The organism is Streptomyces sp. ICC1 (assembly GCF_003287935.1).
Taxonomy (GTDB): domain Bacteria; phylum Actinomycetota; class Actinomycetes; order Streptomycetales; family Streptomycetaceae; genus Streptomyces; species Streptomyces tritrimontium.
In genome coordinates this window covers 7,043,087-7,069,626 of record NZ_CP030287.1, presented here as the reverse complement: position 1 = coordinate 7,069,626, position 26,540 = coordinate 7,043,087, and the positions used below count along the sequence as shown (strand labels likewise).

At 72.9% G+C, this 26,540-nt stretch carries 22 protein-coding genes and 1 pseudogene; 12 read left to right on the top strand and 11 right to left on the bottom strand.

The features are described from left to right. Positions 1-53 precede the first annotated feature (53 nt). The 4 genes from DRB96_RS33065 (at position 54) to DRB96_RS43330 (ending at position 3,895) form a co-directional block, all read left to right on the top strand. Positions 54-857: a class E sortase gene (locus tag DRB96_RS33065; protein WP_162688812.1), complete on the top strand. Its 804-nt coding sequence runs from the start codon at positions 54-56 to the stop codon at positions 855-857. Positions 858-1,120: 263 nt separating this feature from the next. Then, positions 1,121-2,497 carry a transposase gene (locus tag DRB96_RS33060; protein WP_343234710.1) on the top strand — a complete coding sequence of 459 codons (1,377 nt, stop codon included), beginning with the start codon at positions 1,121-1,123 and terminating at the stop codon, positions 2,495-2,497. A 168-nt stretch (positions 2,498-2,665) separates the two neighbouring features. Next, on the top strand, positions 2,666-3,052 hold the full coding sequence (locus DRB96_RS33055; RefSeq protein ID WP_239516434.1) for a DUF6412 domain-containing protein: 387 nt from the start codon (positions 2,666-2,668) through the stop codon (positions 3,050-3,052). Positions 3,053-3,166: 114 nt separating this feature from the next. Then, positions 3,167-3,895: a YidC/Oxa1 family membrane protein insertase gene (locus DRB96_RS43330; RefSeq protein WP_162689036.1), complete on the top strand. Its 729-nt coding sequence runs from the start codon at positions 3,167-3,169 to the stop codon at positions 3,893-3,895. Positions 3,896-4,157: 262 nt separating this feature from the next. On the opposite strand, the gene DRB96_RS33040 is transcribed toward DRB96_RS43330, so the two are convergent. After that, positions 4,158-4,694 (bottom strand): MarR family transcriptional regulator, encoded by a 537-nt coding sequence (locus tag DRB96_RS33040; RefSeq protein ID WP_112451759.1) that lies wholly within the window; start codon positions 4,692-4,694, stop codon positions 4,158-4,160. Positions 4,695-4,817: 123 nt separating this feature from the next. Between DRB96_RS33040 and DRB96_RS33035 the strand changes: the two genes are divergently transcribed. Next, positions 4,818-6,101 carry an MFS transporter gene (locus DRB96_RS33035; protein ID WP_204358089.1) on the top strand — a complete coding sequence of 428 codons (1,284 nt, stop codon included), beginning with the start codon at positions 4,818-4,820 and terminating at the stop codon, positions 6,099-6,101. 60 nt (positions 6,102-6,161) lie between these two features. Here DRB96_RS33035 and DRB96_RS33030 read toward each other — a convergent pair whose 3' ends face one another. Together DRB96_RS33030 and DRB96_RS33025 are read right to left on the bottom strand one after the other, a co-directional pair. Then, positions 6,162-7,961 carry an ATP-binding SpoIIE family protein phosphatase gene (locus DRB96_RS33030; protein WP_112451757.1) on the bottom strand — a complete coding sequence of 600 codons (1,800 nt, stop codon included), beginning with the start codon at positions 7,959-7,961 and terminating at the stop codon, positions 6,162-6,164. A 147-nt stretch (positions 7,962-8,108) separates the two neighbouring features. Beyond that, the gene (locus DRB96_RS33025) at positions 8,109-9,503 is read right to left on the bottom strand and encodes an NAD(P)/FAD-dependent oxidoreductase (protein ID WP_112451756.1); all 1,395 of its coding nucleotides are present in this window, start codon (positions 9,501-9,503) and stop codon (positions 8,109-8,111) included. A 420-nt stretch (positions 9,504-9,923) separates the two neighbouring features. Between DRB96_RS33025 and DRB96_RS33020 the strand changes: the two genes are divergently transcribed. Further along, positions 9,924-10,637: a helix-turn-helix domain-containing protein gene (locus DRB96_RS33020; protein ID WP_239516429.1), complete on the top strand. Its 714-nt coding sequence runs from the start codon at positions 9,924-9,926 to the stop codon at positions 10,635-10,637. Positions 10,638-11,003: 366 nt separating this feature from the next. Beyond that, positions 11,004-12,938 (top strand): sigma-70 family RNA polymerase sigma factor, encoded by a 1,935-nt coding sequence (locus DRB96_RS33015; protein WP_112451754.1) that lies wholly within the window; start codon positions 11,004-11,006, stop codon positions 12,936-12,938. 27 nt (positions 12,939-12,965) lie between these two features. Here DRB96_RS33015 and DRB96_RS33010 read toward each other — a convergent pair whose 3' ends face one another. Next, positions 12,966-14,465, bottom strand: a complete 1,500-nt coding sequence (locus DRB96_RS33010) for a tetratricopeptide repeat protein (protein WP_162689115.1) — start codon at positions 14,463-14,465, stop codon at positions 12,966-12,968. Between the two features lie 169 nt (positions 14,466-14,634). Further along, positions 14,635-15,543, bottom strand: a pseudogene (locus DRB96_RS33005) (GNAT family N-acetyltransferase); the annotation flags it as partial. Positions 15,544-15,625: 82 nt separating this feature from the next. Here DRB96_RS33005 and DRB96_RS33000 point away from each other — a divergent pair. Continuing rightward, complete coding sequence (locus DRB96_RS33000) at positions 15,626-16,018, top strand: GntR family transcriptional regulator (RefSeq protein ID WP_112451752.1); 393 nt, start codon at positions 15,626-15,628, stop codon at positions 16,016-16,018. A gap of 83 nt (positions 16,019-16,101) precedes the next feature. Here DRB96_RS33000 and DRB96_RS32995 read toward each other — a convergent pair whose 3' ends face one another. Together DRB96_RS32995 and DRB96_RS32990 are read right to left on the bottom strand one after the other, a co-directional pair. Beyond that, positions 16,102-16,644: an FABP family protein gene (locus DRB96_RS32995; protein WP_112451751.1), complete on the bottom strand. Its 543-nt coding sequence runs from the start codon at positions 16,642-16,644 to the stop codon at positions 16,102-16,104. A 292-nt stretch (positions 16,645-16,936) separates the two neighbouring features. After that, positions 16,937-18,037: a DUF5925 domain-containing protein gene (locus tag DRB96_RS32990; protein ID WP_112453996.1), complete on the bottom strand. Its 1,101-nt coding sequence runs from the start codon at positions 18,035-18,037 to the stop codon at positions 16,937-16,939. Between the two features lie 218 nt (positions 18,038-18,255). On the opposite strand from DRB96_RS32990, the gene DRB96_RS32985 reads away from it, so the two are divergent. Further along, entirely contained in the window at positions 18,256-19,056 is an 801-nt protein-coding gene (locus DRB96_RS32985; protein WP_112453994.1) for an SGNH/GDSL hydrolase family protein, read from the top strand. Between the two features lie 88 nt (positions 19,057-19,144). Here DRB96_RS32985 and DRB96_RS32980 read toward each other — a convergent pair whose 3' ends face one another. Then, a complete protein-coding gene (locus tag DRB96_RS32980) occupies positions 19,145-20,857 on the bottom strand; it encodes a serine/threonine-protein kinase (protein WP_275432042.1) in 1,713 nt (570 codons plus the stop codon). A 340-nt stretch (positions 20,858-21,197) separates the two neighbouring features. On the opposite strand from DRB96_RS32980, the gene DRB96_RS32975 reads away from it, so the two are divergent. Next, the gene (locus DRB96_RS32975) at positions 21,198-21,467 is read left to right on the top strand and encodes a hypothetical protein (RefSeq protein ID WP_112451750.1); all 270 of its coding nucleotides are present in this window, start codon (positions 21,198-21,200) and stop codon (positions 21,465-21,467) included. A gap of 62 nt (positions 21,468-21,529) precedes the next feature. Here DRB96_RS32975 and DRB96_RS32970 read toward each other — a convergent pair whose 3' ends face one another. Continuing rightward, positions 21,530-22,765 (bottom strand): CaiB/BaiF CoA-transferase family protein, encoded by a 1,236-nt coding sequence (locus DRB96_RS32970; protein ID WP_112451749.1) that lies wholly within the window; start codon positions 22,763-22,765, stop codon positions 21,530-21,532. A 206-nt stretch (positions 22,766-22,971) separates the two neighbouring features. Further along, positions 22,972-24,327 (bottom strand): type ISP restriction/modification enzyme, encoded by a 1,356-nt coding sequence (locus DRB96_RS32965; protein ID WP_162689022.1) that lies wholly within the window; start codon positions 24,325-24,327, stop codon positions 22,972-22,974. Between the two features lie 141 nt (positions 24,328-24,468). On the opposite strand from DRB96_RS32965, the gene DRB96_RS43965 reads away from it, so the two are divergent. Beyond that, positions 24,469-24,630, top strand: coding sequence for a hypothetical protein (locus DRB96_RS43965; RefSeq protein ID WP_204357870.1), 162 nt, complete (start codon positions 24,469-24,471; stop codon positions 24,628-24,630). Positions 24,631-24,728: 98 nt separating this feature from the next. On the opposite strand, the gene DRB96_RS32955 is transcribed toward DRB96_RS43965, so the two are convergent. Further along, the gene (locus DRB96_RS32955; protein WP_239516926.1) at positions 24,729-25,478 is read right to left on the bottom strand and encodes a GntR family transcriptional regulator; all 750 of its coding nucleotides are present in this window, start codon (positions 25,476-25,478) and stop codon (positions 24,729-24,731) included. Between the two features lie 287 nt (positions 25,479-25,765). Here DRB96_RS32955 and DRB96_RS32950 point away from each other — a divergent pair, with 287 nt between their 5' ends. Beyond that, positions 25,766-26,230 (top strand): hypothetical protein, encoded by a 465-nt coding sequence (locus tag DRB96_RS32950; protein WP_112451745.1) that lies wholly within the window; start codon positions 25,766-25,768, stop codon positions 26,228-26,230. Positions 26,231-26,540: the final 310 nt, after the last annotated feature.

Genomic DNA, 26,540 nt, shown 5'->3' with positions numbered 1-26,540 from the left:
TCACACCGTACTGCGGCTGGTCAGTTGACGGGGGAGGACTTAGGGTGCCGCCCGTGCGAGATCACGTGCGGGTCGTGGTGCAGGGGAAGGGCCGGCGGTCGCGCCGGGCCGGTCTCGCGGGGGCGCTGTGGGCGGCGGCCGAACTGGCCGTCACCGTCGGCATGGTGGTGATGCTGCTGGTGGTGCACCAGGTGTGGTGGACCAACCGGCAGGCGCTCGCCGCGGCCCACGAGCAGGTCAGGGAGCTGGAGAGCGAGTGGAGCGAGTCGTCCGCCGCCCCGCCGCCCGACTCCGGCGCCGCGTCCGAACCCGCGGCCGAAGCCCCGGCGGAGCCCTCCGAGGCGCCCGTCGTCACGGACCCGCCCGAAGGGGCGGCCCCCGCGCCGGCGCCGTCGCGCGCCGCCAAGTCCCCGGCGCGCGAGGCCGCGTACGGTGTCCTGCGCATCCCGCGCCTCGGCGTCGTCGTGCCCGTCGCCGAGGGCGTCGACAGGCGGACCGTCTTGGACAAGGGGTACGCCGGCCACTACGTCGGAACCGCCCAGCCCGGGGCGCAGGGGAACTTCGCCCTCGCCGGGCACCGCAACACGCACGGGGAGCCCTTCCGCTACATCAACCGGCTCAGGGCCGGGGACGAGTTGATCGTCGATGTGAAGGGGAAGAGGTACGTGTACGTCGTGGGGAAGACGCTGGCCGAGACGAGCGAGCGCGACACCGGGGTGATCGCGCCCGTTCCGCACAGCACGGTCAAGCCGGACGCCGGATACGGCGAGCCCGGCGCGTACATCACGCTCACCACCTGCACGCCCGAGTACACCTCCAAGTACCGGCTCGTGGTGTGGGGAACCCTCAAGCGTTGACGCGGGTACGGTCTGGTCGATCGGGGCGACCTTCTGACGTGCTTGCCGTCTAGCTGCCCTCGGGCGGTGATCACCGGTGAGCGCCGCGTACGTCGTGGGGGCCTCGCTCAGTAGGCGGTGCGCAGGCGTGCTCACTGGGACTGACACGATTCTCGAGGTCTCCTCGATTTGATCGAGATGTGCATCGGTGATCACTTTTGCCATGAGAACCGAGTATTCCGGTGTCGCGGGAGGCCAATGTCCGTCATTCCTCGATCTGGGCCGTGTCGGTCGCAACTCGTCGGCAGGATGGAGGTGTGAAGGCGGACGCAGGGCGTAAGTATCGTGCGTACCCCACCGCGGTCCAGGATGAGGTCTTGAGCGGGTGGGGGCATACTGCGCGTGCTCTGTGGAATGTCGCTCTGGAGCAGCGGGTGTATCTGTGGGAGCAGCGTCGGTACACCCTGCGCTCCACGGAGCAGTGCAAGCAGTTGACGGCCGCCCGTGCGGATCTAGACTGGATCGGTGACTTTCCAGCACAGGCGGGGCAGCAGGTCTTGCGCCGTCTCGACCAGGCGTACGACAACTTTTGGAACCCCGCGCATTCTGCTGGGTTTCCGGCGCGGAAGAAGCGCGGGCACCGCCTGTCGATCCCGTTTCCCGGGCAGGCGGTGGAGGTCCGCAAGCTGAACCGCAAATGGGCCGAGGTGCGTCTGCCGAAACTCGGCTGGCTGCGGTTTCGGCTCTCCCGTGCGATCGGGGGCACCATCCGTAACGCCACGGTCTCCCGGGACGGCAACGGCTGGCACATCAGCTTCGGCGTCCACACCGGCCGCAAGCCGGACGCACCGAACGGGAAACCGTCGTGCGGGGTAGATTTCGGCGTCGCCGCATCCGCGTTCGTGTCCACCGAGACCCAACCCCGGCTCATGCCCCCGACGCTGACCGCCAACGAGAAGAAGCGGCTGAAAGTGCTGGAGCAGCGCAAGGCACGCCAGATCGCCTACGCGAAGAAACACAGCGGAGGGAAGTACAGCCGTCGTCTGCGCACGACGATTACCCAGATCGCGAAGCTCACCATCCGGCGGGCCAACCGGCGCCAGGACTTCACGCACAAGTTCACCACCGACCTCGCCAAAAACCACGGCCTGATCGGTATCGAGGACCTGCGCGTGAAGAACATGACCAAGTCCGCGAAGGGCAGTGCCGAGGCGCAGGGGAAGAACGTCCGGGCGAAAGCCGGGCTGAACAGGTCGATCCTCGACAACACCCCCGGGGAGCGGCGCCGCCAGCTTGAGTACAAGGCCTGCATGTACGGGTCCGTACTCGTCGCCGTGCCGCCGTTCCACACCTCCCAGACCTGCGGCAACCCTGCCTGCGGGAAGGTCGATCCCGAATCCCGCAAGGGATGCGGCCGGCTGTTCGCCTGCATCCACTGCGGACACGAGGACCACGCCGACCACAACGCCTCGGTCGAGATCGAGGCCCGAGCCCGCCGGACGGGCGGCTCGGACATCGACAGCACGCGCAGCACCCCCAGGGTGCGAGTCCCGGCCACCAGCCGGAGGCGGATGCGTGAAGCCCGCCCACGCGAGCTAGGGGGAATCGCCCGGTTTCATCGGGGCGAGGATCGTCAAAACGTGCTGCTCTTCGTGACGTGAAGGGGCTGGCTGGCGCGAAGTCCAACCTCTGGTCCGCTGCCCGGGGACGATCCGGTCCCCGTGGTCGTTGTCGATGGTGCGGGCTAGGATCGATCACGAGTGTGATCGCGAGTGCGAGTACACGGGCGTACGGGAGTTCGTGCGCGGGAGGGGAAGGGGGTGGTCTGCATGGCTGGGGAACGAAGCGGTGGTGGGACCTCGCCGTCCCTCTCTGTCGTATCCGGCTTCGCCGTCTTGTCCGCGCTCGCCCGGAGTTCGGGTGCGAGGGCGTTCGCCCGGCTGGGCCCGCTGGTGCTGCTCGGGGGAGTCCTCGGGCTGTTCGCCGGCGAAGGCGGGCTGGGCACCGTGGTGGCCGTGCTGTCGGTCACCGTCGCCCTGGGCTCCGCGGCCATGGCCGCCGCCGCGCGTCTGGTCCGGCCCGTGCCGCCGCACCGAATACGCACCGCGATCCGTGATCGCGAGCAGCGCACGGCGTTCCTGCCGCAGCGCGATCCCGACGCCTCGGGCCGGTCGCGGCCCAGGGCACCCGGCCGTCTGGTCCCGACGGCCGCGTAGGGGCGCGCAGTTCCTCTCGCCTTCTGCTGACTGATCACTGTCGTCGCCCCTCGCGGGTCGTCACGCCGAAACGCATTTCTTTCGACGTTCGACGAGACCCTTCGGAGGGCCCGCGTGTCCGTTTTCACTCATCTCGTAGCCCAGCTGGGCCGGCTCTTGGAGCCGCTGCTGGCCGATTCCGCGACCGCTGCCGCGATCGTGCTCTTCACCGTGCTCGTGCGGCTCGCGCTGCACCCGCTGAGCCGGGCCGCCTTCCGCGGGGCGACCCCGGTGGCGGGCTGCCTGCCCGTGCTGCTGCAGCTGCCGGTGTTCTTCGTGATGTACCGGGCGTTCTCCTCGGCGGAGATCGGCGGGGCCGCCAACGAGCTGCTCGGGCACCGGCTGTTCGCCGCGCCGCTGGGGGACCGGTGGGGCGACGCGCTCGGCGAGGGCGGCCTGTTCGGGGCGCAGGGGCTGGTGTTCCTCGGCCTGTTCGCGGTCATCGCGGCGGTGGCCGCCTGGAGCGCGTCGCGCGGGCGCAAGACCGCGGCGCTGACGGCTGCCGCCGCGGAGGCCGTTGCTGCGGGGGCGGGCGCCGCCGGCGCGGGCAAGGCGGGCGGGGGCAAGGCCGGCGCGGGCAAGGCCGGCGGCGGTAGGACGGCAGAACCGCGACCTCACAGGTCTTTTTCAAAGGAACCTCATCCACCGAAATGGACGGGGTATCAACTTTTTGGCGTTGATTTTTGGCACGCTGTTGAGTTCTCAAGGAACGGACGCTTCCTTTGTACTCACCCTCTCGGGCTTTCCTCCGGGCGCTTCCTTCGTTCTTGTGTTTCCGACTCTATCAGACTCTTTCGGGCCTGACCCCCAGTCAGCGGGGTTTGTCTTTCGGGCTGTTGTGCCCTTCCGACTCCCAGAACTCTAGTGGATTTCCCAGGCGATTCATAATCGGCCTTCGGAAATGAATTCGGGCATGCCGAATACGTTCCCGGTGGGAGATCGTGCTGAGTTGGGTGCCGCAACGAGGCGGCGGGATTCGTTATACCCGAAACCTTTCGGCTCAGGGACAACTCGAAGAACCTTACGGATCCGCGGGCCTGGTGTCAACCCCGGACTCGGGGACGCGTCAGCTGGGGGACTGGAGGTCCTCCACGCGGTCCAGGAGGCGGGTGAGCATGTCGCCCAGCACTCCCCGTTCCGCGGTGGAGAGGTCCTGGAGGAGGTCCTCCTCGAAGACCGTGGCCGCGCGCATCGCGTCCAGCCACTTGCTGCGGCCCTCCGCGGTGAGCTCGACGATCACGCGGACGCGGTTGTTCTCGTCCCGCTCGCGCGTGACCAGCCCTTCCGCCGTCATCCGGTCGATCCGGTGGGTCATCGCCGCCGGCGTGAGGCCCAACTGCTTCGCGAGCTCGCTCGGGCCCATCCGGTACGGGTCTCCGGAGATGACGAGGGCCTTGAGGACCTCCCACTCCGCGTTGCTGATGCCCAGGGCCGCGGTCTGGCGGCCGTACGCCACGTTCATCCGGCGGTTCAGGCGGCTCAGGGCCGAGACGACCTTCTCGACCTGGGGGTCGAGGTCCTGGAACTCGCGCTGATAGACGGCGATCTGTTCGTCGAGGCTCGGCTCGTGGACGGGCGCAGTGCCGTCGGGGGTGTCACCCATGGTTCGAAGTATCGCACGGGAGCGTTGGCGTCTAACTCCTTCGATGTGTAGAGTTAAGGATCGAACTTTAGGGATGAAGTCTTCAAGCTTCAGCAATCAAGGTGGTGAGAAGTGACCAAGGTGATGGGCGCTGCGATGCGGCGGATCCAGGCCGGGAACGCGTTGACCGCGTTCGGCATCGGCTTCACGGTTCCGTTCCTCTATGTCTACGCGGCGAAAGTGCGAGAGCTGGACCCCGTGTGGGCGACCGGCGCGTTCATGGCGTTCGCCCTCGGTGCGCTTCTCGCGCTGCCCTTCACCGGGCGGGTGATCGACCGGCGCGGTCCGGTCCCCGTCGTCATCGGTGCGGCCTTCCTCGCCTCCGCCGGCGCGCTGTCGCTCGGGCTGTCCACGGGCGTGGTCGCGATCCTGCTCTCCGCACTCGCGCTGGGTGCCGGTCAGGCCGTCATGCAGCCCGCGCTGGCCACAATGATCGTGCGGTGCTCCACGCCGTCCACCCGGACCCGTGCCTTCGCGCTCCAGTTCTTCATGCAGAACCTGGGGCTGGGCATCGGCGGGCTCATCGGCGGCCTGATCGTCGACGAGAGCCGTCCCGGCAGCTTCACCCTGCTCTTCGGCATCGAGGCCGTGATGTTCCTGGTCCTGGCCGGGGTCATCGCCACCGTGCGGATGCCGCAGGTGCCGGCCATCAGCAACGCCCTTGCCAAGCAGGCCGCGCAGTCGGGCGGCGGCTGGAAGCGGCTGATGGAGCACAAGGCCATGGTGCAGTTCTGCGTCCTCGGCTTCGTCCTGTTCTTCGCCTGTTACGGACAGTTCGAGTCGGGGCTGGCCGCCTTCGGTACGGAGGCCGCCGGGATCTCCCCGTCCACGCTCGGGTTCGCGCTGGCCGCCAACACGGGTGCGATCGTCCTCGCGCAGTTCGTCGTGCTGCGGCTGGTGGAGAACCGTCGCCGCTCCCGGGTGATCGCGCTCGTCGGTCTGATCTGGACCGGCGCCTGGATCATCGCCGGCTTCTCCGGGCTGGGACACGGCAGCGCCGTCATGGCCGCCGCCGCGTTCGTGATCACGTACGGGCTCTTCGGCATCGGCGAGGCCATGCTGTCGCCGACGCTGGCGCCGCTGGTGGCCGATCTGGCTCCGGAGGGCTCCGTGGGCCAGTACAACTCGGCCTTCGCGCTGGTCAAGCAGATGGCGCTGGCGCTCGGGCCGCTGGGTGTGCCGCTGGGTGCGGGCGTGCCGATGCTCTACATCGGGATCTTCGTCCTGGTCTCGCTGGGCATCGTCGGGCTGGCGCTGCGCCTCGGCAAGCAGCTGACGCCGGTGCAGGACAACCCGTCGCTGGCGCCGAGCCTGGTCGTGGCGGGGTCGGCGGAGCCGGCGAAGGCCGCCGCGCCCGTGCCCGCGTAGGCGGACTGAACAGGAGAAGGCCCCGGTCCGGTGGACCGGGGCCTTCTTCGTGTCCGGACGCTACTTGTCCCTGTCCCTCTCCCTGTCCCTGTCCTTGTCGGGGAGGGCGAACTCGCACCAGACGGCCTTGCCGCCGCCCGGGGTGCGGCGCGAGCCCCACGCCGAGGCGATGGTGGCGACGATGGAGATGCCGCGGCCGGTCTCGTCGGCCGGTTCCGCGCGGCGGCGGCGCGGGAGGTGGTCGTCCCCGTCGGTGACCTCGATGATCAGCCGGCGGTCGGTGCGGCGCAGGCGCAGGCGCATGGGCGGGGTGCCGTGCTGGAGGGAGTTCGCCACGAGCTCGCTGGCGGCCAGGACGCCGAGGTCGCAGAGCTCGACGGGGAAGCGCCAGGAGGCGAGGACGCCCTGGGCGAAGGCGCGGGCGCGCGGGGCGGCCTCGACGCCGCCGAGGAGTTCCAGGGCTGCGTTGTGGAAGAGCTCGGCATCGGCTCCGGTGCGGGCGGGCTGCTGGAGGACCATCACGGCGACGTCGTCGTCGTGGTCGGCGTCCACTCCGAGGGCGCGCATCAGGCGGTCGCAGATGACGGCGGGGGTGCCCTGTGCGCCGGAGAGGGCGCGCTCCAGGGCGGCGACGCCTTCGTCGATGTCCTCGCCGCGGCGTTCGACCAGGCCGTCCGTATAGAGGACGGCGGTGGAGCCGGGGCCGAGCGCGATGGTGCCGGAGGTGTGGAGCCAGCCGCCGGTGCCCAGCGGCGGGCCGGTGGGGTCGGCGGCGCGGCGGACGGTGCCGTCCTCGTCGCGGACGAGGATCGGGAGGTGGCCGGCGGAGGCGTAGGCGAGGAGGCCTTCGTTGGGGTCGTGGACGGCGTAGACGCAGGTGGCGATCTGGCTGGCGTCGATCTCGGCGGCCAGTCCGTCGAGGAGCTGCAGGACCTCGTGGGGCGGGAGGTCCAGGCGGGCGTACGCGCGGACCGCCGTGCGGAGCTGGCCCATGACGGCGGCGGCGCGGACCCCGCGGCCCATGACGTCGCCGATGACGAGGGCGGTGCGGCCGGCGCCGAGGGTGATGACGTCGTACCAGTCGCCGCCGACGGCCGCCTCGGTGCCGCCGGGCTGGTACGTCGCGGCGACGCGCAGGTCGTCGGGCTGTTCCAGCTCCTGCGGGAGGAGGGAGCGCTGGAGGGTGACGGCGGCCTCGCGCTGGCGGCGCTCGCTCGCCCGCAGGCGCTCGGCGGCCTCGGCGTGGTCGGTGACGTCGGCGAGGTGGATCAGGATGCCGGTGTGGTGGGCGCCGTCCGGCTCGCCGTCGGCGGCGGCCTTGGGGAAGTCCACCGGGGTGCACGTGACGGTGTACGAGCTGCCGCCGCCGGGCGCCGTGCGGTTCTTGGCGGTACGGGGCTTCCCGCTGCGCTGGACCTGCTCCAGGAGCGGGAGCAGGCCGAGGTCGCCGATCTCGGGGAGGGCCAGGTGGGCGGGGGCGCCGGGGGTGCGGGCGCCGAAGCCGGCGGTGTAGGCGTCGTTGACGTAGGCGACCCGGTGCTCGGGGCCGTGCACGAGGGCGATGAGGGCCGGGAGGCGGTCGAGGACGTCCCGTACGGAGAGCTCGTCGGGGGAGGGCACGGGTGCGGCGGAGCTTCCCGTACCGGCGGTGGCGGGCGCGGCCGCGGTGGCCGAGCCGGTGCCGCGGACGGTGGGGTCGGCGGGGCCGCCGTCGACCGCGGCGGCCGCGTGGCCGGCGGCGCCGCGGGCGGCCGGGACCGCGCCCTCGCCCCGTTTGGCCTGGGCGGCGGCGTGTTCGGAGCGGGCGGCGGCGCGACGCTGCGTTCCGGGGAACCGGGCGCTCCAGCGCGTGAAGTTCACTGCGTTCAAGCCTCGTGGTGTCGCTCGTGGTCGCTGTGTCACTCGGTGGCACTCGGGTGGCACTCGGATGTCACGCTGATGTCACTCAGTGCAGGTGTGAGCCCACCTATGGTCACACGTCCGGTGGGGCCGACGGCACTGACGACGTCAGCCTTCGGTCTTCTTCGGGGGGTCCTTGGGGCCTCCGCCCGCGGCGAGTTCGAATTCTGCTCTGGGGTGTTCGAGGGATCCCAGGGAGACGATCTCACGCTTGAAGAGTCCGGAGAGGGTCCATTCGGCGAGTACGCGCGTCTTGCGGTTGAGGGTGGGGACGCGGCTGAGGTGGTAGGCGCGGTGCATCAGCCAGGCCGGGTAGCCCTTGAGCTTGCGGCCGTAGACGTGGGCGACGCCCTTGTGGAGGCCGAGCGAGGCCACGGATCCGGCGTACTTGTGGGCGTACTCGGTGAGGAGTCCGCCGCGCAGGGACGAGACGAGGTTGTCGGCGAGGACCTTGGCCTGGCGCAGGGCGTGCTGGGCGTTGGGCGCGCAGGCGGTGCCCTTCTCCGGTGCCGTGATGTCGGGGACGGAGGCGGCGTCGCCGGCCGCCCAGGCGTGTTCGACGCCTTCGACGGTGAGGAACGAGGTGCAGGCGAGGCGGCCGCGGTCGGTCTTGGGCAGGTCGCTGGCGGCGAGGATCGGGTGCGGTTTGACGCCGGCGGTCCAGACGACGGTGCGGGTGGGGAAGCGGGCGCCGTCGCTGAGGACGGCGACGCGGTTCTCGCAGGATTCGAGGCGGGTCTCGAGGCGCAGGTCGATGCCGCGGCGGCGCAGTTCACGGATCGTGTAGGTGCCCATTTCGGGGCCGACCTCGGGGAGGATCCGGTCGCTGGCCTCGACCAGCACCCATTTCATGTCCTCGGGTTTGACGTTGTGGTAGTAGCGGGCGGCGTAGCGCGCCATGTCCTCGAGCTCGCCGAGCGCTTCGACGCCGGCGTAGCCGCCGCCGACGAAGACGAAGGTCAGGGCGGCGTCGCGGATGGCGGGGTCGCGGGTGGAGGAGGCGATGTCCATCTGCTCGATGACGTGGTTGCGCAGGCCGATGGCCTCTTCCACGGTCTTGAATCCGATGGCGTATTCCGCGAGTCCCGGAATGGGGAGGGTGCGGGAGACGGATCCGGGGGCGAGGACGAGTTCGTCGTACTCGATCACCACGGGGCCGCCGCCCTCCTCCTCGGTGGCGAGGGTGGTGACGGTCGCGGTCCGGGCGGAGTGGTCGATGCTCCGGGCCTCGCCGATGAGGATGCGGCATTTGGGGAGGACGCGGCGCAGCGGGACCACCACGTGGCGCGGTGAGATGGAGCCCGCGGCCGCTTCGGGGAGGAAGGGCTGGTACGTCATGTAGGGCTCGGGGGTGACCACCGTGACCTCGGCCTCGTCGGTTCTCAGCTTTCGCTGGAGCCGGAGTGCCGTGTACATGCCTACGTAGCCGCCGCCGATGATGAGGATCCGCGTACGGGGCGGGGTACCGGGGGCCGTGCCCCGGGAGTTAGCAGCCTTCACCATCCCATGACGCAACGTGGCCGGGAGTTTGTCCACAGGCCCGACAAATTGTGTGACCGACGGGGAAGGCGGGACGGGGCTGTCGGGGGGTGCCGATGGAGGAGAAGGTGTGCAGGTCAGGCCGTGCGGAACGGGTGATTCCGGGGGCTTGGAACGGAAAAGTGGGGGTGAATGCTCCGATCGGGCGGCGGTCCGTCCGGGGCTGCCTCTTCTGAATTGACTCTGGCTCAACTATGTTCGTATCTCGTCGAGGAGTAGGACCAGGGCCCTCATGACCGTGGCCCCCCTCGATGCGAAGGCGGGGAGTGTCTCCGGGGGGAGACATAAGATTACCGGGGGATACACATGCACATTTCCGATTTCCATGCTTCTGCCACGGCACTGTCGACAGCCACGGCTTCGACCGAAAACAATGGCCGCCTGATGGCCGGCGGCCCCACCACGCACGGCGTGGGCCGCTCCACGCCGCTGCGCGTCGACGCTCAGCGCAACCTCGAACACGTACTGCGCGCGGCCCGCGAGGTCTTCGGCGAGCTGGGCTACGGGGCTCCGATGGAGGACGTCGCGCGCCGTGCGCGGGTCGGCGTCGGCACCGTGTACCGGCGGTTCCCGAGCAAGGACGTCCTGGTCCGGCGCATAGCCGAGGAGGAGACCTCCCGGCTGACCGAGCAGGCGCGCACCGCGCTCGGCCAGGAGGAGGAGCCGTGGCAGGCGCTGTCGCGCTTCCTGCGCACCTCCGTGGCCTCCGGCGCCGGGCGGCTGCTGCCGCCGCAGGTGCTGCGGGTCGGCGGGCCGGACGAGGACGGGGCGCAGGACGGGGACGCGCGCGTCCCGCACCAGCGTCAGGCCGCCGTCACCGGCGGGGTGCCCGATCTGCGGGTCGTGGGGGGTTCTCGGACCTCCCTGGAGGACGAACCCTCGGACGACGCGGGCGCGGGTGCGCTGCTGGAGGTCGTCGGCCGTCTGGTGGACCGGGCCCGGGAGGCCGGCGAGCTGCGCGCCGACGTCACGGTGGCCGATGTGCTGCTCGTGATAGCCACGGCGGCGCCCGCGCTGCCGGACGCGGCGCAGCAGGCGGCGGCCTCGGCCCGGCTGCTCGACATCCTGCTCGAGGGGCTGCGCTCCCGGACCGTCTGACAGGTGGGGCGGGGCACCGCGCTGCTGGTCGGGCTTCGCACTGGGTGGTCGGCTTCGCACTGGGTGGTCGTCGCCGAGCGGTGGTTGCCGCCGAGCGGTGGTCGGCTTCGCAGTGGAGGGCGGCTTCGCACTGCGTGGTCGCCGCCGCGCGGTGGTCGGCTTCGCACCGGGGGCGGCTCCGCACTGGTGGTCGCGTCAACCGGGTCCGTCGAACGGCCGCTCGCTCGAACGGGTGAGGTGACGTACGGCGATTCGCCGCACCTTGCCCGGACGAGTGGATGGCGTGGAGACGGGTCCGGTGCGCGGCCGCCATGTGACACGCTGGATCGGTGGACCGGTTGAGTGTGTCGTGCGGGGGCTTCCGCGATGAGCGGTGACGGGCGTGAAGAGCCACGCGGTGGCGCCGGCGGCGAGGTCGAGACGGGCAGCCTGCCCGCCCGGCAGGTCCCGGCGCAGCGCGAACCGGGTGGCCGCCACGCCGCCGGGTCGAGCGGAGAGCTCCCGCCGTCCGACGGGGATTTGATCGCCCGGATGCGCGCCGGCGACGACGGTGCGTACGAGGAGCTGTTCCGCCGGCACGCCGATGCCGTGCGCCGCTACGCCCGCACCTGCTGTCGCGACGGGCACACCGCCGACGATCTGACGGCCGAGGTGTTCGCCCGCACCCTCCAGGCGGTACGGGGCGGGGCGGGTCCGGACCAGTCGGTGCGCGCCTACCTGCTGACCACCGTGCGCCGGGTTGCCGCGGCCTGGGCGAAGACCGCCAAGCGGGAGCACCTGGTCGAGGACTTCGCGCTGTTCGCGGAGCAGTCGGCCGGATCCGGTGACGGCCCGGTCCCGCTGACCGGGGACGACACCCTGGAACTCGGCGCCGACGTACGGGCGATGCGCGAGGCGGAGCAGTCCCTCGCCATGCAGGCCTTCCGGAGCCTGCCCGAGCGGTGGCAGGCCGTGCTGTGGCACACCACCGTCGAGGAAGCCTCTCCCAGCGCGATCGCCCCGCTCTTCGGGCTGAGCGCCAACGCCACCGCCGTCCTGGCCAGCCGGGCCCGCGAAGGGCTCAAGCAGGCGTACTTGCAGGCCCATGTGAGCACCGCGCTGAGCTCGGGCGGGGACTGCGCCCGGTACGCCGACCGGCTCGGCGCGTACGCCCGCGGCGGGCTGCGCATGCGGGCCGAGCGGGGGCTGCGCAAGCACCTGGAGGAGTGCGCCCGGTGCCGGCTCGCCGCCGGGGAGCTCAAAGACGTCAACGCGGGCATTCCCGCGCTGCTTCCGGTCGCCGTCATCGGGTGGTTCGCCGCCGGGTACGCGGCCAAGGCCGCCGGAGTGGTGGCGGGCGGGGCCGTCGCCGCGGGCGGGGCCGGGGCCGCCGCGGCCGCCGCGGGCGGATCGACCGCAGGGGCCGGTGCAGGTGCCGGAGCCGGGGCCGCGGGTGGTGCGGCCGGGTCCGGCGGGGTCGGCGGAGCCGTGGCTTCGGAGGGGCTGGGGCTGCCCGCGAAGGCGGCCATCGCCGCCGGGGTCGTGGTCGCCGCTGCCGCCGGAGAGGTGTTCGCACTGGCCGGTGACGACACCGAGCCGCAGGCCCGGGCGGATGCCGCGCCGAGCGTGGCGGCGCCGGTCCGGCCGGTGCCGGTGAGTTCCGCGCCCGCCGCGCAGGAGCCGAGCCCGCCCGCCGCGCAGCCTTCGGCGGCGCGCGGCTCCGTACCGCCGCCGCGGGCCAGCACTCCCCCGCCGCCGTCGGCCAAGGCGCCGCCGGCCGTGCCGAAGGCCTCGCCGAGCCGGGAGCGGCCCTCGCCCGGCCCGAGCCCGAGCCGCAGCACGAGCCCCAAGCCGAAGCCGACGCCCACCCCGCCGCCGCAGGCCCCGGAGGGGTTCCGGCTGTCCGGGCTGGTCCACTCCGTCTACGGGGACCACAGCGGCCCGGAGCTCCAGACCTGGCGCAGCAGCTGGGTGTGGCAGCGCTGGGGACCGCAGATCGGCGGGCAGCGCTTCACGCACGGGATCACCGTCAACTCCCGCTCCTCCGTGAAGATCGCACTCAACCGCCAGTGCGCGAGCTTCTCCTCGCGGGCCGGCGTGGACGGCCTGTCGGTGCTCACGGACGGCGAGGTGCGCTTCTCCGTGTACGCGGACGGGCAGCGCCTGTGGCAGTCCCGGGCGCTCGGCTACGAGGACCCGGCGGTGGGCGTGTCCGTCTCCCTGGCCGGGCACAAGACGCTGCGCCTGGTCGTGGAGCGGGCCGGGGACGGCCGGCTGCCGACGCTGGCGAGCTGGGCCGACTCCGTCATCAGCTGCCGCTGACCGCGGCCGTCGGGTTTCCGGGCGCCGTCAGGTGCCGGTGAGGGCCAGGACCGTGCTGGTCAGGAGCTCCGCCGCCTCGGGCGGGCCGAGGGCGGCGCCGGCCGCCTGCTCCCCGGCGTACCGCTCCGGGCCGAGCGCTGCGAGGGTGCGGTGGGGGAGGTCGGCCAGGGCGGCCGCCTCCGGGACCGAGCGCGGGTGGCCCGCGCGCCAGGCGGTGGCGGCCGCGAAGACCCGTACCGCCTCGGCGGGCCGGTCGGCGGCGGCCAGCTGACCGGCGGCGGTCTCGGCGAGCGCGGCGAGGACCCGCTCCGCGCAGTGCCCGGCGACGGCGGCGGCCAGGGCGGGGGCGATCAGGACCAGGCCGGCCTCGGGGCCGTGCTCCCGGGCGGCGAGGACGGCGCCGATGTTGTCGATGCCGGCGGTGAGCTGCGGGGGCCCGGTGAACTTCCCGGCCGAGGCGCGGGCCAGATCGCACTCGCTGCGTGCCCGGCCGAGATCGCCCCGGAAGAGCGCGATCAGCGAGGCGACCAGGTGGCTGTAGGAGAGCACGTCATACACCCCGCCGTACTGTTCGGCCTCCCGGTCGGCCTGGTCCAGCAGCCGCTCCGCCTCGTCGAAGTCCCCGGCGCAGAACGACGCTTCGGCGATGCGGACGAGCGCGAAGGGCGCTTCGATGTGCGCCCCGACCTCGCGGGCCAGGCGCAGGCACTCCTCGTACTCGGTGCGGGCGGTGGCGTACCGGCCGCGGGAGAGGGCCAGTTCGCCGGCCGCGCTGGCCACCTGGGAACGGGTCCAGCGGTCGCCGACCCGGTGGGCGATCTCGTGCAGTTCCGCGATGTCCGCGTCGACGGTGGGCAGGCCGCCGGTGATGTCGATGGCGACGTGGGTGCGGAGCATGAGGGTGACGCCGAGCTCCCAGTCGCCGCCGTGGCGGCGGCAGGCCTCGACGGTCGTGTCGAGGTGGGCGTGGAAGTCGAGGACGTCGCCCGTGAGGAACGAGGCCATGGGCCAGAGCATGCCGGGGAAGCGGGCCGTCTCGGGGCCGCCGCGGCCGAAGGCCTCGGTGATGCGGGCCGAGAGGGCGGCGTACTCCGGGGTGCGGAACGGCACCGTGTCGCGGCCCTCGGCCACCAGGAAGATGTGGAGCACCTGGAGGCGCATGAGGCTCCAGTGGTGCGCTGAGCCCACGGGCGGGTCGGGCGGGGTGACGGCGAGGACCCGGTCGGTCCACTCGGCGCCCTCGTCGCGGTAGTTGCGCAGCCACCAGAACCAGCCGAGGGCGAAGTTGAGGCGGTGGGCGGTGTCGACGTCGTGGTGGGTGAGGGCGGTGTGGAGGGCCGCGCGGAGGTTGTCGAGCTCGGTCTCGATCCGGCGGATCCAGGGGAGCTGGGCGGCGGAGCGGAGCAGGGGTTCGGCTTCTTCGGCGAGGGCCGTGAAGTGGGCGGCGTGGCGACGGGCGGTACGGGCGCGGGCGGCGGGTTCGGCCGCGGCGCGCTCGGTGACGTACTCGTGGATGGTTTCGAGCATGCGGTAGCGCATGCCGGCCGGGCCGGCGGGTTCGGCGAGGACGAGGGACTTGTCGACGAGGGAGCCGAGGAGGTCGGCGACGTCCCGGGGGTCGGCGACGGCCGGGGGGCCGGCGAGCGGCAGATGTGTGTAAGAGGCAGCCTCGGGGCAGTCGCTTGGTGAAACGGGTCTCGGTCGCGCAGATCTCGTAGCCGAACCAGGTGTTGACGGCCAGCATCGGGGCGTTGCCGGTGTCGTTCCCGGTGAACGCCTCCGTGTAGCCGGCCGCCCGGGCCCGCAGCAGCGAGTCGCTCTTGGCGAGCCGGGCCAGCCCGCGGCCGCGGAACGCGCGCAGGGTGCCGGTCATGGCGGAGGAGTAGCGGGTGACCCCGTCCGTGTGGGCGGCGGTGAAGGCGGCCACCTCGCCGTCCACCAGGACCACGGTGGTGAGGCCCCGGTCGAGGTACGGGTGGTTCCAGGTGTGCCGGAGCCAGTCCTCGTAGTCGTCGAACTCCGTCACGACGTCGCCCGGTTCGTCGAGGCTCGCCGCCGCGTCGGCCTCGAAGAGCGGGCGCGGATCGGCGGTGAAAGCGGAGCCGGGGCGCAGCTCGACGCCGGCCGGCAGGTCCCGGGGGAGGGCCGGCAGGCCGGCCCCGGCGAGGTCGCGGCGCAGGAAGTGCGCGGACCGGGAGGCGCGGTAGCCGGCGCGCTCGGCGAAGGCGCGGTGGGCCGGCTCGTCCAGGACCCAGGCGTACGAGTCCGTCCCGCCCTCGGCGGCGAGGTGCTCCTCGGCCGCGCGCAGCAGGGCGCGCCCGGCGCCGAGTCCGCGCAGGTCCGGGTCTACGTAGGCGTTGACGAAGCCCTGCCCCGGCTCGGGGCTGGTGTAGGCGATGCCGACCTGCGCCGTGCCGGCCACCCGGCCGTCGCCGGTCTCGGCGACGAGGATGCGGTAGCGCTTGTCGGGGTGGGCGGAGGCGAGCTCGAAGGCCACTCCGCTCGCGGTGCAGATCATGAAGGGCAGGGCCGAGCGGCGCACGCGCACCACTGACTCGGCGTCGTCCGGGTCGTTCGGGCGCAGGTCCCGGATCGTTGCGGTCATGTGCGTGACGGTACGGGTGGGTCGGGGAGCGCGCGCGTGAATTTCGGGCCGCCGCCCGGTCCGATGGGGGACAATCGGCCGCGTGACACCGACTTCCACGAACCTGAAGATCCGCATCGACGGCGCGGCCGGTGCGGCGGCCCCGTACGAGCAGCTGCGCGCCCAGATCGCCGAGGGCGCGCGGGAGGGACGGCTGCCCGCCGGATTCAAACTGCCGACGGTGCGGGGCCTCGCGGAAGAGCTCGGGCTGGCGGCGAACACGGTCGCCAAGGCCTACCGGGTGCTGGAGGCCGACGGGGTGATCGAGACGCGGGGCCGGGCCGGCAGCTTCGTCGCGGCGGCGGGCGACGGGGCCTTCCGCGAGGCGGCCACCGCCGCGCAGGCCTATGCGGAGCGGGCGCGGCGGCTGGGCCTGACCTTCGAGGAGGCGACGGCGGCGTCGCTGGACGCGCTGCGCGCCCGGTACGCGGAGTAGTCCGGTACGCCGAGCAGTCCGGTACGCCGAGTGGCCCGTCCGGTCTCCGGCAGGTCCGGTGCGGGCCCCGGCCGGCCCCCGGGTCAGTCCTTGCGCGGGTGGAGCCGTGCCTCGAGGTGGTGCGTCATGGGCTGGCCCACCGCCGCCATCTCCTGCACGATCGTCAGCCCGCCGTCCTGGAGGGCGTACCGCCGGCGCATGCCGGTGACCTCCTTGGCCCGGGGGGTCAGCCCCACGGTCTCGGTCGCCATCTCGATCTCCGTGCCGGACACCCGGCCGACGTACGTCTCGACGATTCCCGTCGGGTGGGCGAGCGTGACCTCGACGGAGGCGTCCGGCAGGATCCGCCACCACCCGGCCTCCCGCCCCGCGGGGCGCAGGGCCGTCCCGGACGCGTCGATCAGCCACGCGCGCGACTCGTAGCGCAGGAAGGGCCTGCCGTCGTGGCTGAAGGTGATCTCCTGCTCGTACCGGAAGCCGTGCTCGAGGGTCGGGTACTCGCCGCTTCCCCGCCCGTGCCAGCGGCCGATGAGGCCCAGCACCGGCTGGAGTTGCGGATGCGGATCGGGACCCTCGCCGAGGACGTGGCTGTCGGGGAAGGGGTTCTCCTGCGCCGGTTCGAGCACGGTGCGTTCTCCTGTTCGTGGGTCCCCCGGAGGGTGCGTCGCCGAGTGCTGTGACCGGAAGGGTTCACCGGGGCGCGGCGCCCGGCACGGCACCTCGCCGCGTTGTCGGACCACACCGGTACGTCCAGTACGAGGCGTGCTCCTCCGCCCGGGGGCCCCTCCCGGCGGTAGCTGGGGGAGAGGCACCGCACCGAACACCGCGACCCGGCAAACCTTTCCGGCCACAGCACTAGCGCGGCCGGCGGGGGCCTTCGGCCGCGCCCCCATTGTCGTCGCCCCGCGGGCCGTCCCCCTACAGGTAGAGCCCCGCCTCGGTGTCGTGCCCCTGCGGCGGCAGCAGGGCCGAGGGGCCCGTCGCGCCGCGGCGCAGGGCGTAGAGCTCCGCCAGCGTCGCGCCCTCGCGGGAGACTCCCTCGTCCGTGCCGAGCCAGTCCACCGCCTCGCGGTGCGTGAGGCGGCCGACCTCGATCCGGGCCAGGCAGCGGCCGGGCCGGACCACCGCCGGGTGGAGGCGCTCCAGGTCCTCGTTGGTCGTCACGCCGACCAGGACGTTGCGCCCCTGGCCGAGCAGCCCGTCCGTGAGGTTGAGCAGCCGTGACAGCGCCTGCCCGGCGGTGTGCCGGGCCTCGCCGCGGATCAGCTCGTCGCAGTCCTCCAGCAGGAGCAGCCGCCAGCGGCCCTTCGCCGTGCCCTCGTCCTCGCCGATCGCGATGTCCATCAGGTAGCCCACGTCGTTGAACAGCCGCTCCGGGTCCAGTACGCAGTCCACCTGGCACCAGTCCCGCCAGGACCGGGCGAGCGTGCGCAGGGCGGAGGTCTTCCCCGTTCCCGGCGGGCCGTGCAGCAGGAGCAGCCGGCCCGCGATGTCCTCCGGGGTGATCTTCATCAGCCGGTCCATCGCCCCGGCCACCGGCGCGGTGTAGTTGGCCCGCACCTCCGCCCAGGTGCCGGCCGCGATCTGCCGGGTCGTGCGGTACGGGCCGCGGCGCGGGGAGACGTACCAGAACCCCATCGCGACGTTCTCGGGCTGCGGTTCGGGCTCGTCCTGGGCGTCCTGCGTGGCCTCGCCGAGCACTCCGGCGGCGAGTTCGTCGCTGACGGCCGTCACCGTGACGTCCGCGCCGCGGCTCCAGCGGGAGACGAGCATGGTCCACCCCTCGCCCTCGGCGAGCGTCGCGCTGCGGTCGCTGTCGCGAGCGGAGCGCAACACGGTGGCGCGGGGCGGCAGGAGGGTCGCGCCGGCCTTCACCCGGTCGATCGACACACTGTGCGAGTAGGGCTGCTCGCCCGACGCGAAACGGCCGAGGAACAGCGCGTCGACCACGTCCGACGGGGAGTCGCTGTCGTCGACGTTGAGCCGGATCGGCAGTGCGTCCTGGGGGTTGGCTGGCATGGCGCCCATGATCCGGCACGAACTGGCCTCATGCACCCGTGTTTCGCCGGATCGGGTGGCGGAATTCCCTCTTCAAACGCCGTGCGGGTGAAGATTCGGGCCGCATCTCTGCGCCGAATATTCTTGGCATGAACACTTCCAGCGGACCTCGGCTCCTTGTACCACGGACTCAGGAGTAACTCCGGAGCAACCCCCCACAAGGAGCCGCACACATGAGCATGAGAATGCCTCGTTTCGCAGCCTTGGCCTCTGCCCTGTTACTCGCCGCGGGAGCGGCCCTGTTCGGCGCCGGACCGGCCGGCGCCGCCGCCGACTTCGGCTACGTCGCCCTCGGCGACTCGTACTCCTCCGGCCTCGGCGCCGGCAACTACGACAGCGCCAGCGGCAACTGCAAGCGCACCACCCGTGCCTACCCGGCGCTCTGGGCCGCCGCCCACGCTCCGCAGACCTTCTCCTTCGCCGCCTGCTCCGGTGCCCGCACCGGTGACGTGATGAACAACCAGCTCACCCCGCTGAACGCCGGCACCGACCTGGTCAGCATCACCATCGGTGGCAACGACGCGGGCTTCTCCGACGTCATGACGACCTGTGTGCTCCAGTCCGAGTCCACCTGCGTCAGCCGCGTCAACCAGGCCAAGGCCTACGTCGACTCCACCCTCCCCGGCCAGCTCGACCAGGTCTACAACGCCATCCACAGCCGGTCCCCGGGCGCCCGCGTGGTCGTCCTCGGCTATCCCCGCTTCTACAAGCTCAACGGCAACTGCGTCGCAGGACTCACGGAGGGCGAGCGCACGGCCATCAACGGCGCGGCCGACCACCTCAACACCGCCATCTCCAAGCGCGCCGCCAACCACGGCTTCGCCTTCGCCTCGGTCGCGGGCGCCTTCACCGGCCACGAGATCTGCTCCGGCAGCGCGTGGCTGCACAGCCTCAACTGGCTGAACGTCAGCGAGTCGTACCACCCGACGGCCGCCGGACAGTCCGGCGGCTACCTGCCGGTCCTCACCGGCGCCGTGTGACGGCCTGACGGTCATGGCCTGACGACGTGACGGCCATGGCCTGACGGCCTGACGGCCTGACGGCCGCGGCCCGAGGCGGGTCCGGCGGTCACGGGCTGGGCGTCGGGCCCGGCGCCGGTGACGCGGAACCGGTCGGTCCGGCCGTTCCGGGGGAGGAGGCTCCGCCCGTCGGATCCTCCTCCTCGCACGTCACCGAGAACTCCAGCCAAGCCGAAGCCGCCTCGGCGGGACCCCGGACCTCGAGCCGCACCGCGTCCTCGAAGGTCGCCCCCGGGTAGTTCGTCAGCTCGGTGTGCTCCAGCCGTACGCTCGCCGGCCCGCCCTCCGGATACGTGACGGACTGCCAGCCCGGCCCGGTGGTCACCCCGCTGCGCGTGGCCCACCGGTACTCCAGCGCCGCCGGTACGCGGTCCACGGCGAGGGTGGCGGCGAAGGCGGGCGCCTCTCCGGCGGGCGGCGGGCAGCTGCCCCGGTAGCCGTCCCGGACCGCCTGCACGGCGGACACGGTCACGCCGGGCGGGGGACCGGCGGACGCGGACGCGGAAGGCGAGGCCGAGGGGGAGCCCGAGGGCGAAGGGCTCGGCGAGGGGGTCGGGGACGGCGAGCCCTCCGGTGTCGTGGACGGCGTGCTCGTCGGGGTCGCCGTGCCGGGCCCGCCGGTGTTCCGCAGGTCCTTCAGCAGCAGCCAGCCCAGCAGCGCCAGCACCACGACCAGCAGCACGATCCCCGCGGTCAGCACCGCTCCGGCCCGGCCCTCCCGGCCCCCGGACGGATGTCCCGGCCGGCCGGTCCCGGTCCCGGACCCGGTTCCGAACGGGGCCGTCGGCGCCGGCATCGGCAGCGCCGGGGTCGGGCGGTCGTGCCGGTGGTGCGCGACGGTCGTCGGCGCGTCCGGCCCCGTCCCGGGCCCCGGCTCCGCCGCCGGACCCGACACCGGACCGCCGGAGGCCCGTACGGTGCCGCCCGCGCCGACGACGCGCAGCATCCTGGCCGCCTCCGCCGCGGGCAGCCGCCGCCCGGGCTCCTTGACCAGCAGGCCCTCCAGTACGGGAAGCAGCGGCCCGGCCCGCAGCGGCGGCGGGAACTCCTCGTCCACCACGGCCCGCAGCGTGCCCACCGGGCTGTCCCGGCGGAACGGCGTGACCCCCTCGACGGCCGTGTACAGCGTCACGCCGAGCGACCAGAGGTCCGACTCGGGACCCGGTTCGCGCCCGAGCGCACGCTCCGGCGCGAGGAACTCGGGGGAGCCGACCACCTCGCCCGTCATGGTGATGGCGCTGGAGCCCTCCAGGCTCGCGATCCCGAAGTCGCCGAGCACCACCCGCCCGTCGTTGGCGATCAGCACGTTGGCGGGCTTCACGTCCCGGTGCAGCACCCCGGCCTCGTGCGCGGAGCGCAGCGCCGCCAGCACCTGCTCGCCGATGTGCGCGGCCCGCTGCGGGGTGAGCGGCCCGTCGCCCTCCAGGACCTCCGCGAGCGAGAGCCCCCGTACGATCTCCATCACGATCCAGGGCCGGCCGTCCTCGGTGGCCACGTCGTACACGGTGACGACGCCCCGGTGCGAGACGCGGGCCGCGGCCCAGGCCTCCCGCTCCAGGCGCCGGTACATCCGCTCCACCTCGGAGGCGTCCATCCCGGCCGGCGCCCGGACCTCCTTGACGGCGACCTCGCGGCCCAGGGTCTCGTCCCGGGCCCGCCACACCATGCCCATGCCGCCGCGGCCGAGCGGTCCCAGCAGGCGGTACCGTCCGGCGATGACGCGCTGGTCGCCGCCGTCCTCGTTCGACGCAGAGTCAGTCACCGCAAGCCTCACAAGCTCTGTCCCCGTGCGGCCGCACGGGTCACCGGACGATCACTCCAAGTTAGCGCAGCGGGCCCGGTACGGCTCCTGTCAGGGCGGGAGTGGGGTGCGCGGTTCCGGCCCGCCCGCATCCCGTTCCCCTCTCGCGCCCCTCTCGTGCCCATCTCGCCCCCGGGCCAGCCGCCTTGTGCGGAGAGTGACGGTCGACTCCGCTGAGTAATCGTCAACTCCCGCTCGCCACAGGGGCAATTCACACGACCGGGATACCCGGACGCGACGTGGGGACGATAGGGTTACCCTGCCCGGTGGGCCGGGTGCCCTCGTACGGGTGGGGAGAGACATGGAACAGATAGCAATGCGCAGCAGGCCGCCTCGCGTGCCTGCCATCACTTGCGGCAGCGGCGCGGCCAGCTCGCGCCTCGACCGCCACCTTGCCGTGCTCGGCGGTCCCGCCGTCCCGCACCGCGAGGCGGCGGAGGCGACGCTGCTGATGCGCGAGCTCACTTCGCGTGACCACACGCACCGCCTGCGGAGCCGGAGCGCGCGCGTCTCGCTCTTCGCGCCGCTGCGGCGGCTGCGTCGCACGCTCTTCGGTAGCCGCCGTTCGTAACCGTCCCCCGTCCCGTCCCCGCAGTGCCGCCGTTTCGTCCCCGGCTGATCAACCCTGCCCAGTCAGCGAACAACGCCGTCCCGGCGCAATGCCGTGATCTGTTCGCCCGTCATCCCCAGGGCGACCAGCAGGAGTTCGGTGTGCTGGCCGAGCGCGGGCACCGCACCCATGTGCGGTGCCGCGCCGCCGGGCAGCCCGATCGGCGGCAGCAGTGCCCGCAACGGTCCCGCAGGCGAGCCCACCTCCCGCCAGCGGTCCCGTGCCTCCAGCTGCGGATGCGCGGCCAGCTGGGCCACCGAGTTGAGCCGCGCGCAGGCGATGCCCGCCGCCTCCAGGCGCCCGATCGCCTCGTCGGCGCCGAGCCGACCCAGCGCGTCCGCCACCGCCGCGTCGGTCTTCTCCCGGTTCGCCGTGCGCGCCGCGTTCGTCGCGAACCCCGGATCATCCGCCAACTCCGGCCGCTCCAGCAGCTGTTCGGCGAGCCGCCGCCACTCCCGGTCGTTCTGCACCGACAGCAGCACCCGGTCACCGTCCGCCGTGGCATAGGCGTCGTACGGCGCGATCACGGCGTGCGCGAGACCGGTCCGCACCGGCTGCTCACCGCCGTGCATCGTGTGGTGCAGCGGATGCCCCATCCACTCGGCGAGCGCGTCCAGCATCGACACCTCCACCCTGCCTCCGCGCCCGGTGGTCCCGCGCCGCAGCAGGGCCGCGAGCACCCCCGAGAAGGCGTACATGGCGGCCGCGATGTCCGCCGCCGGGATCCCCGCCTTGACGGGGTGATCCGGGGTGCCGGTCACCGAGACCAGGCCCGCCTCGCACTGGACGAGCATGTCGTAGGCCCGCTTGTGGGCGTACGGGCCTTCGGGGCCGTAGCCGGAGACGTCCACGGCGACCAGCCGGGGGTAGCGCGCGCACAGCGCCGCCGAGTCCAGCCCGAGCCGGGCGGCGGCGCCCTGCGCGAGGTTCTGCACGAACACGTCGGCGCCCTCGAGCAGCCCATGCAGGACCTCGCGGCCGCGCGGGTCCTTCAGGTCGAGCGCGATCGACTCCTTGCCCCGGTTGGCCCACACGAAGTGCGAGGCCAGACCGTGCGCGGCGGTGTCGTAGCCGCGCGCGAAGTCCCCGCCGTCCGGCCGCTCGACCTTGATCACCCGGGCGCCCAGGTCGGCGAGCTGGCGGGTGGCGAAGGGGGCCGAGACGGCCTGCTCCACGGCGACGACGGTGATTCCGTCGAGCGGGAGCGGGAGCGCGTCGTTGGCGTGCGGGTCGGTGGTGGCGTGCGTGTCGGGTTCCATGGCGCCCTGCCTACCGGGCCGGGGAGGGTTCTGTCATCACGCGCCCCGCGCGAACGCGGATGAACCGGACTGTCCGGGCCATCCGGCGGGTCCGGACAGTCCGGCTCGGTCTGGCCGGTCCGGCCGGTCTGGCGGGGTCGGATCGGTCTGGCGGGGTCGGCCGGTCGGCCGGCCGGTCCGGACAGTCCGGCCGGTGGGGTCGCGGATCAGAGCAGCGCGAACTGCCCGCCCGGGCCCTCCTCCTGGTGGTCCAGCACCGAGGCCGGCCGCCGGGCCCAGCGCGGCGGCGGCAGCACCCCGGCCGCGCGCAGGTCGGCGGAGTTCGGGGCGGTCGCGTCCGGGGCGGCGGGGTCCGGGTCCGGGCCCGACGCGGTGGCGTCCGGGTCCGGGCCGGTCGTGGTGGGGTCCGGGTTCGGGTTCGGGCCGGTCGTGGTGGGGTCCGGGCCCGACGCGGTGGCGTCCGGGTTCGGGCCGGGCTCGAACGCTGCCCGGGCCGGGGCCAGGTCGGCCAGCAGCGCCAGGGTCGTCACCAGGGTCAGCAGCTCCGAGGTCCAGCCCTGCGGCCACTCGGCCGGGCCCAGCGCCTCGAGTCCGTCGGCCTCCGGGTCCCGGTGGGCGAGCCGGGCGCCGAACCACGCCTCCAGGACGCGGACGCCCTGGACCTCGTACTCCCACGCCCCGGCCGGGACGGGCGAGACGGTCCCGGTCCCGATGCCGAGCGTCTCGCTTTCCGGGTCGTACGAGAGCTCGCGCGGCCAGGCCGGCAGCGCGGAGCGGACGTAGGGCCTGCGCCCGCCCGGCAGCCGGGGCGGTTCGCCGCCGCGCGCCCCGCGCAGCCGGACGGAGAGCAGCCGGTGGCCCAGTTCCAGCCCGGCCCGCCAGCGCGCGGCGTCGGGGGCGAGCGGGACCTCGTACCCCCGCGGTCCGGGGCGGCCCGCGGCGAGGATCCAGCAGAGCACGTCCTCGGGGGTGACCCAGGTGCCGTAGCGCTCGCCGAGCAGCGGCAGCAGGCCCGGGGCGAGATTGGGCTCGGCCCCGCCCGGGCGGCGGTGCAGGGGGCGGATCCGGCCGAGTCGGCCGACCGGGAGGTGCGCGGTGACCAGCAGTTCCGGGTCCGGCCGGCCGCCCTGGGGGTTCCGGGGCGCCTTCGGATGCGGTGAGGCCTTCGAGTGGGGCGAGGCCTTCGGGTACTGGGTGGCCTTCGGCAGCTCCACGAGGAACAGCTGGTGCTCGTCCAGGACCCGCCACAGCTCCGGGCGGGCCTGGTCGATGAGCCGCTGGTCGGGCAGCAGCCACTGCTCGTCGAAGGGCTCGCGCAGCACCCGTACGGGTTCGGGGCAGGGGCCCGGCGTGTCCGAGAAGCGGGCCGTGGAGCCCGCGCGCTGGCCGGGCAGCGAGGCCGCCCCGGCGGCGGGGGTCCGCGCCCGGGTCGGGCGGAAGAGCCGCTCCCGCTCGGGGCCCCCGGCGGCCGCCAGGGCCGCCCAGCGGGCCCGCAGGGTCGCCGGGTCGGGGGCCGCCACCCAGGCCCGGCCCAGGCGCAGGGGACTCACGGACCAGGGCATCAGCTCGTCCAGCAGCGGTACGTCAGCGCTCACCCGGCCGATGGTAGCGATGCCGCCCGCTGGCCGGGCCTCGTCCAGGCCGGAGGGTTAGGCTCCTTGTGTACGGATCCGCACCGAGCCCAGGTCATCCGGGAGGCGGTCATGAGCCAGTACGACGAATACTCGACCCCGTCGCAAGCCGAGGGGGAGCGGCTCGACGAGGACATGGACGAGACGCAGAAGAAGCAGCGCCACGCCCAGACGACGCGGACCACTCCGTCCCAGGCGGAGGGCGAGCGGGGGGCGGAGGGCGAGGAGAAGTAGCCGCGCGGGCGCCCGGCCACCGGCCGCCCGGCGGGCCGTTCGGAAGAGCGGCCGGTGGGTCGGCGGCCTGGCGGTGGGTCGGTCCGGTGGCCCGGCGGTCAGTGGGCGTCGACCGTCACCGTGAAGGAGAAGCGGTCCCCGCGGTAGCGGATCCGCGCCACGTCGACCACCCGGCCGCCCTTGTCGTAGGTCACGCCCGTGTAGTGCAGGATCGGGCTCAGCAGCGGCACTTGGAGCAGCTCGGCGGTGGCCGGGTCCGCGAGGCGCGCCTCCACGGTGTCGGTGATCCGGCTGATGTCGACCTTCACGATGTCGCGCAGCACCTTCGTCATCGGCCAACGTTCCAGATCCGCGAGATCGATGGCCTCCGCCAGCTCCGGACGCACCGCGTTCTCGGCCCAGTTGGTCGGCTCGCCGCTCTCGCTGTCATGGCGCAGCCTGCGGTAGGTGACCACTTCGGGCGTGTCCGGGAAGTGCTCCAGCAGGTCCCCGGGCACGGGTGTGAGGCCGTGGCCGAGAATCGTCGTACGGTCGCCCGACTGCTGTGCCACGATCGCGTCGACCGACCCCAGCAGCTGCACCGGGGCCCCGCGCATCGCCGCGGGCTCGATGAAGGTCCCGCGCCGCCGGTGGCGGCTGATGAGGCCCTCGGCCTCCAGCTCCTTGAGCGCCTGCCGCATGGTCAGCACGCTCACCCCGTAGTGCTCGGCGAGCCGCTCCTCGGTGGGCAGCCGCAGCGAGGCGTCCGCCGTGCGCCCGAGTATCGAGGCGCGCAGCGACTGGGACACCTGGTACCAGAGCGGCAGCTTCCGGTTCAGTACCAGGGAGTCGGGGGCGAAGGCGGTCACGGGTGGTTCTCCGTCTGTCTCTTCTACACACTCGACGCCGCCGACGCTCTTGCCTGTGTACGAGCGGCCCACCACGAAGGCGGCACCGTCCCAATCCGTCCACTCAGCCAGCCCCTCAGAAAGATCCACGGAGCGATCCTGCCAGCACAGCATCAGACCCGGTGAACCTTTCCGGTCACAGCACTAGCTGCAGTCGTTCCCACGGACCAGGCCTCTACATGTGTAGAGTGCGGGCAGCATCCTCTACACATGTAGAGGGAAGCCTCGTTCGACTACAAGGAGCCACGGTGAGCGCGACCGTCACACCCGTCCTCGAGCGCAAGCCCCAGCCCAAGCCGCTGCGACCTTTCAGGGTCGGGGCCGGCGGCTTCCTCCTACTGGGCACGGGCCACCTCGCCTTTGCGGCCGCGGCGGCGCTGGACGACCCCACCCCTCAGCAGCGAGCCTCCTCGGCAGCCATGCGGGAGTCGAGCATGACGCTGCTCGGTCTGGAACGCAGCACCCTCGACATCGTCCAGGGCATGAGCCTCGCCATGGCCCTGTTCGTCATCGCGTGCGGGCTCCTCGCCCTCACCGTCGTCCGGCACGCCCCGGCACTGGTCGAACGGCGCACCGCCTTCGGATGGATCCCCCTCGTCGCCTCACTGGTGGGCCTGGCGATATCCGTCCTGCTCCTGCCCGTGCCGCCGATCGTCGTCCTCGCCGTCACCAGCTGCGCCTTCGCCCTGTCCTTGCGCCGGGCGACGCCCTGATCGGTGTCAACGCGGCCTCCGCGACGCGAAGCGTCTCCACAAGCCCGGGAACCCGCTCGCTGTCGCCGAAAGCGCGCGTATGAACCTCGCGCACGACCCGGTGATCGTCAGCGGTCTCTTGCCGGATCACCACCTCGGTACCGCTGGGAGCGATCCGGAAGCCTTCAGTCGCATCGTGTGACGTCATGGCCACGAGGCTAGGTCGCGGAGGAACTCGCGCGCGAGGCAATTGCGCACCACGCCGTAAGCGTCAGCTGAAGTCCCAGCTCGTCATGGTGGCCCGTTGGGCTTCCGCGACCTGCGTCTCGTA

Bases quoted from the DNA above. Each gene is read 5' to 3' on its own strand.
- DRB96_RS32985 (WP_112453994.1), top strand. From the start codon at position 18,256: ATGAGAATGCCTCGTTTCGCAGCCTTGGCCTCTGCCCTGTTACTCGCC.
- DRB96_RS33035 (WP_204358089.1), top strand. From the start codon at position 4,818: ATGGGCGCTGCGATGCGGCGGATCCAGGCCGGGAACGCGTTGACCGCG.
- DRB96_RS32990 (WP_112453996.1), bottom strand. From the start codon at position 18,037: ATGCCAGCCAACCCCCAGGACGCACTGCCGATCCGGCTCAACGTCGAC.
- DRB96_RS33015 (WP_112451754.1), top strand. From the start codon at position 11,004: ATGAGCGGTGACGGGCGTGAAGAGCCACGCGGTGGCGCCGGCGGCGAG.
- DRB96_RS33055 (WP_239516434.1), top strand. From the start codon at position 2,666: ATGGCTGGGGAACGAAGCGGTGGTGGGACCTCGCCGTCCCTCTCTGTC.
- DRB96_RS32965 (WP_162689022.1), bottom strand. From the start codon at position 24,327: ATGCCCTGGTCCGTGAGTCCCCTGCGCCTGGGCCGGGCCTGGGTGGCG.
- DRB96_RS33040 (WP_112451759.1), bottom strand. From the start codon at position 4,694: ATGGGTGACACCCCCGACGGCACTGCGCCCGTCCACGAGCCGAGCCTC.
- DRB96_RS43965 (WP_204357870.1), top strand. From the start codon at position 24,469: ATGAGCCAGTACGACGAATACTCGACCCCGTCGCAAGCCGAGGGGGAG.
- DRB96_RS33020 (WP_239516429.1), top strand. From the start codon at position 9,924: ATGGCCGGCGGCCCCACCACGCACGGCGTGGGCCGCTCCACGCCGCTG.
- DRB96_RS32975 (WP_112451750.1), top strand. From the start codon at position 21,198: ATGGAACAGATAGCAATGCGCAGCAGGCCGCCTCGCGTGCCTGCCATC.
- DRB96_RS32970 (WP_112451749.1), bottom strand. From the start codon at position 22,765: ATGGAACCCGACACGCACGCCACCACCGACCCGCACGCCAACGACGCG.
- DRB96_RS33025 (WP_112451756.1), bottom strand. From the start codon at position 9,503: ATGGTGAAGGCTGCTAACTCCCGGGGCACGGCCCCCGGTACCCCGCCC.
- DRB96_RS33010 (WP_162689115.1), bottom strand. From the start codon at position 14,465: ATGCTCGAAACCATCCACGAGTACGTCACCGAGCGCGCCGCGGCCGAA.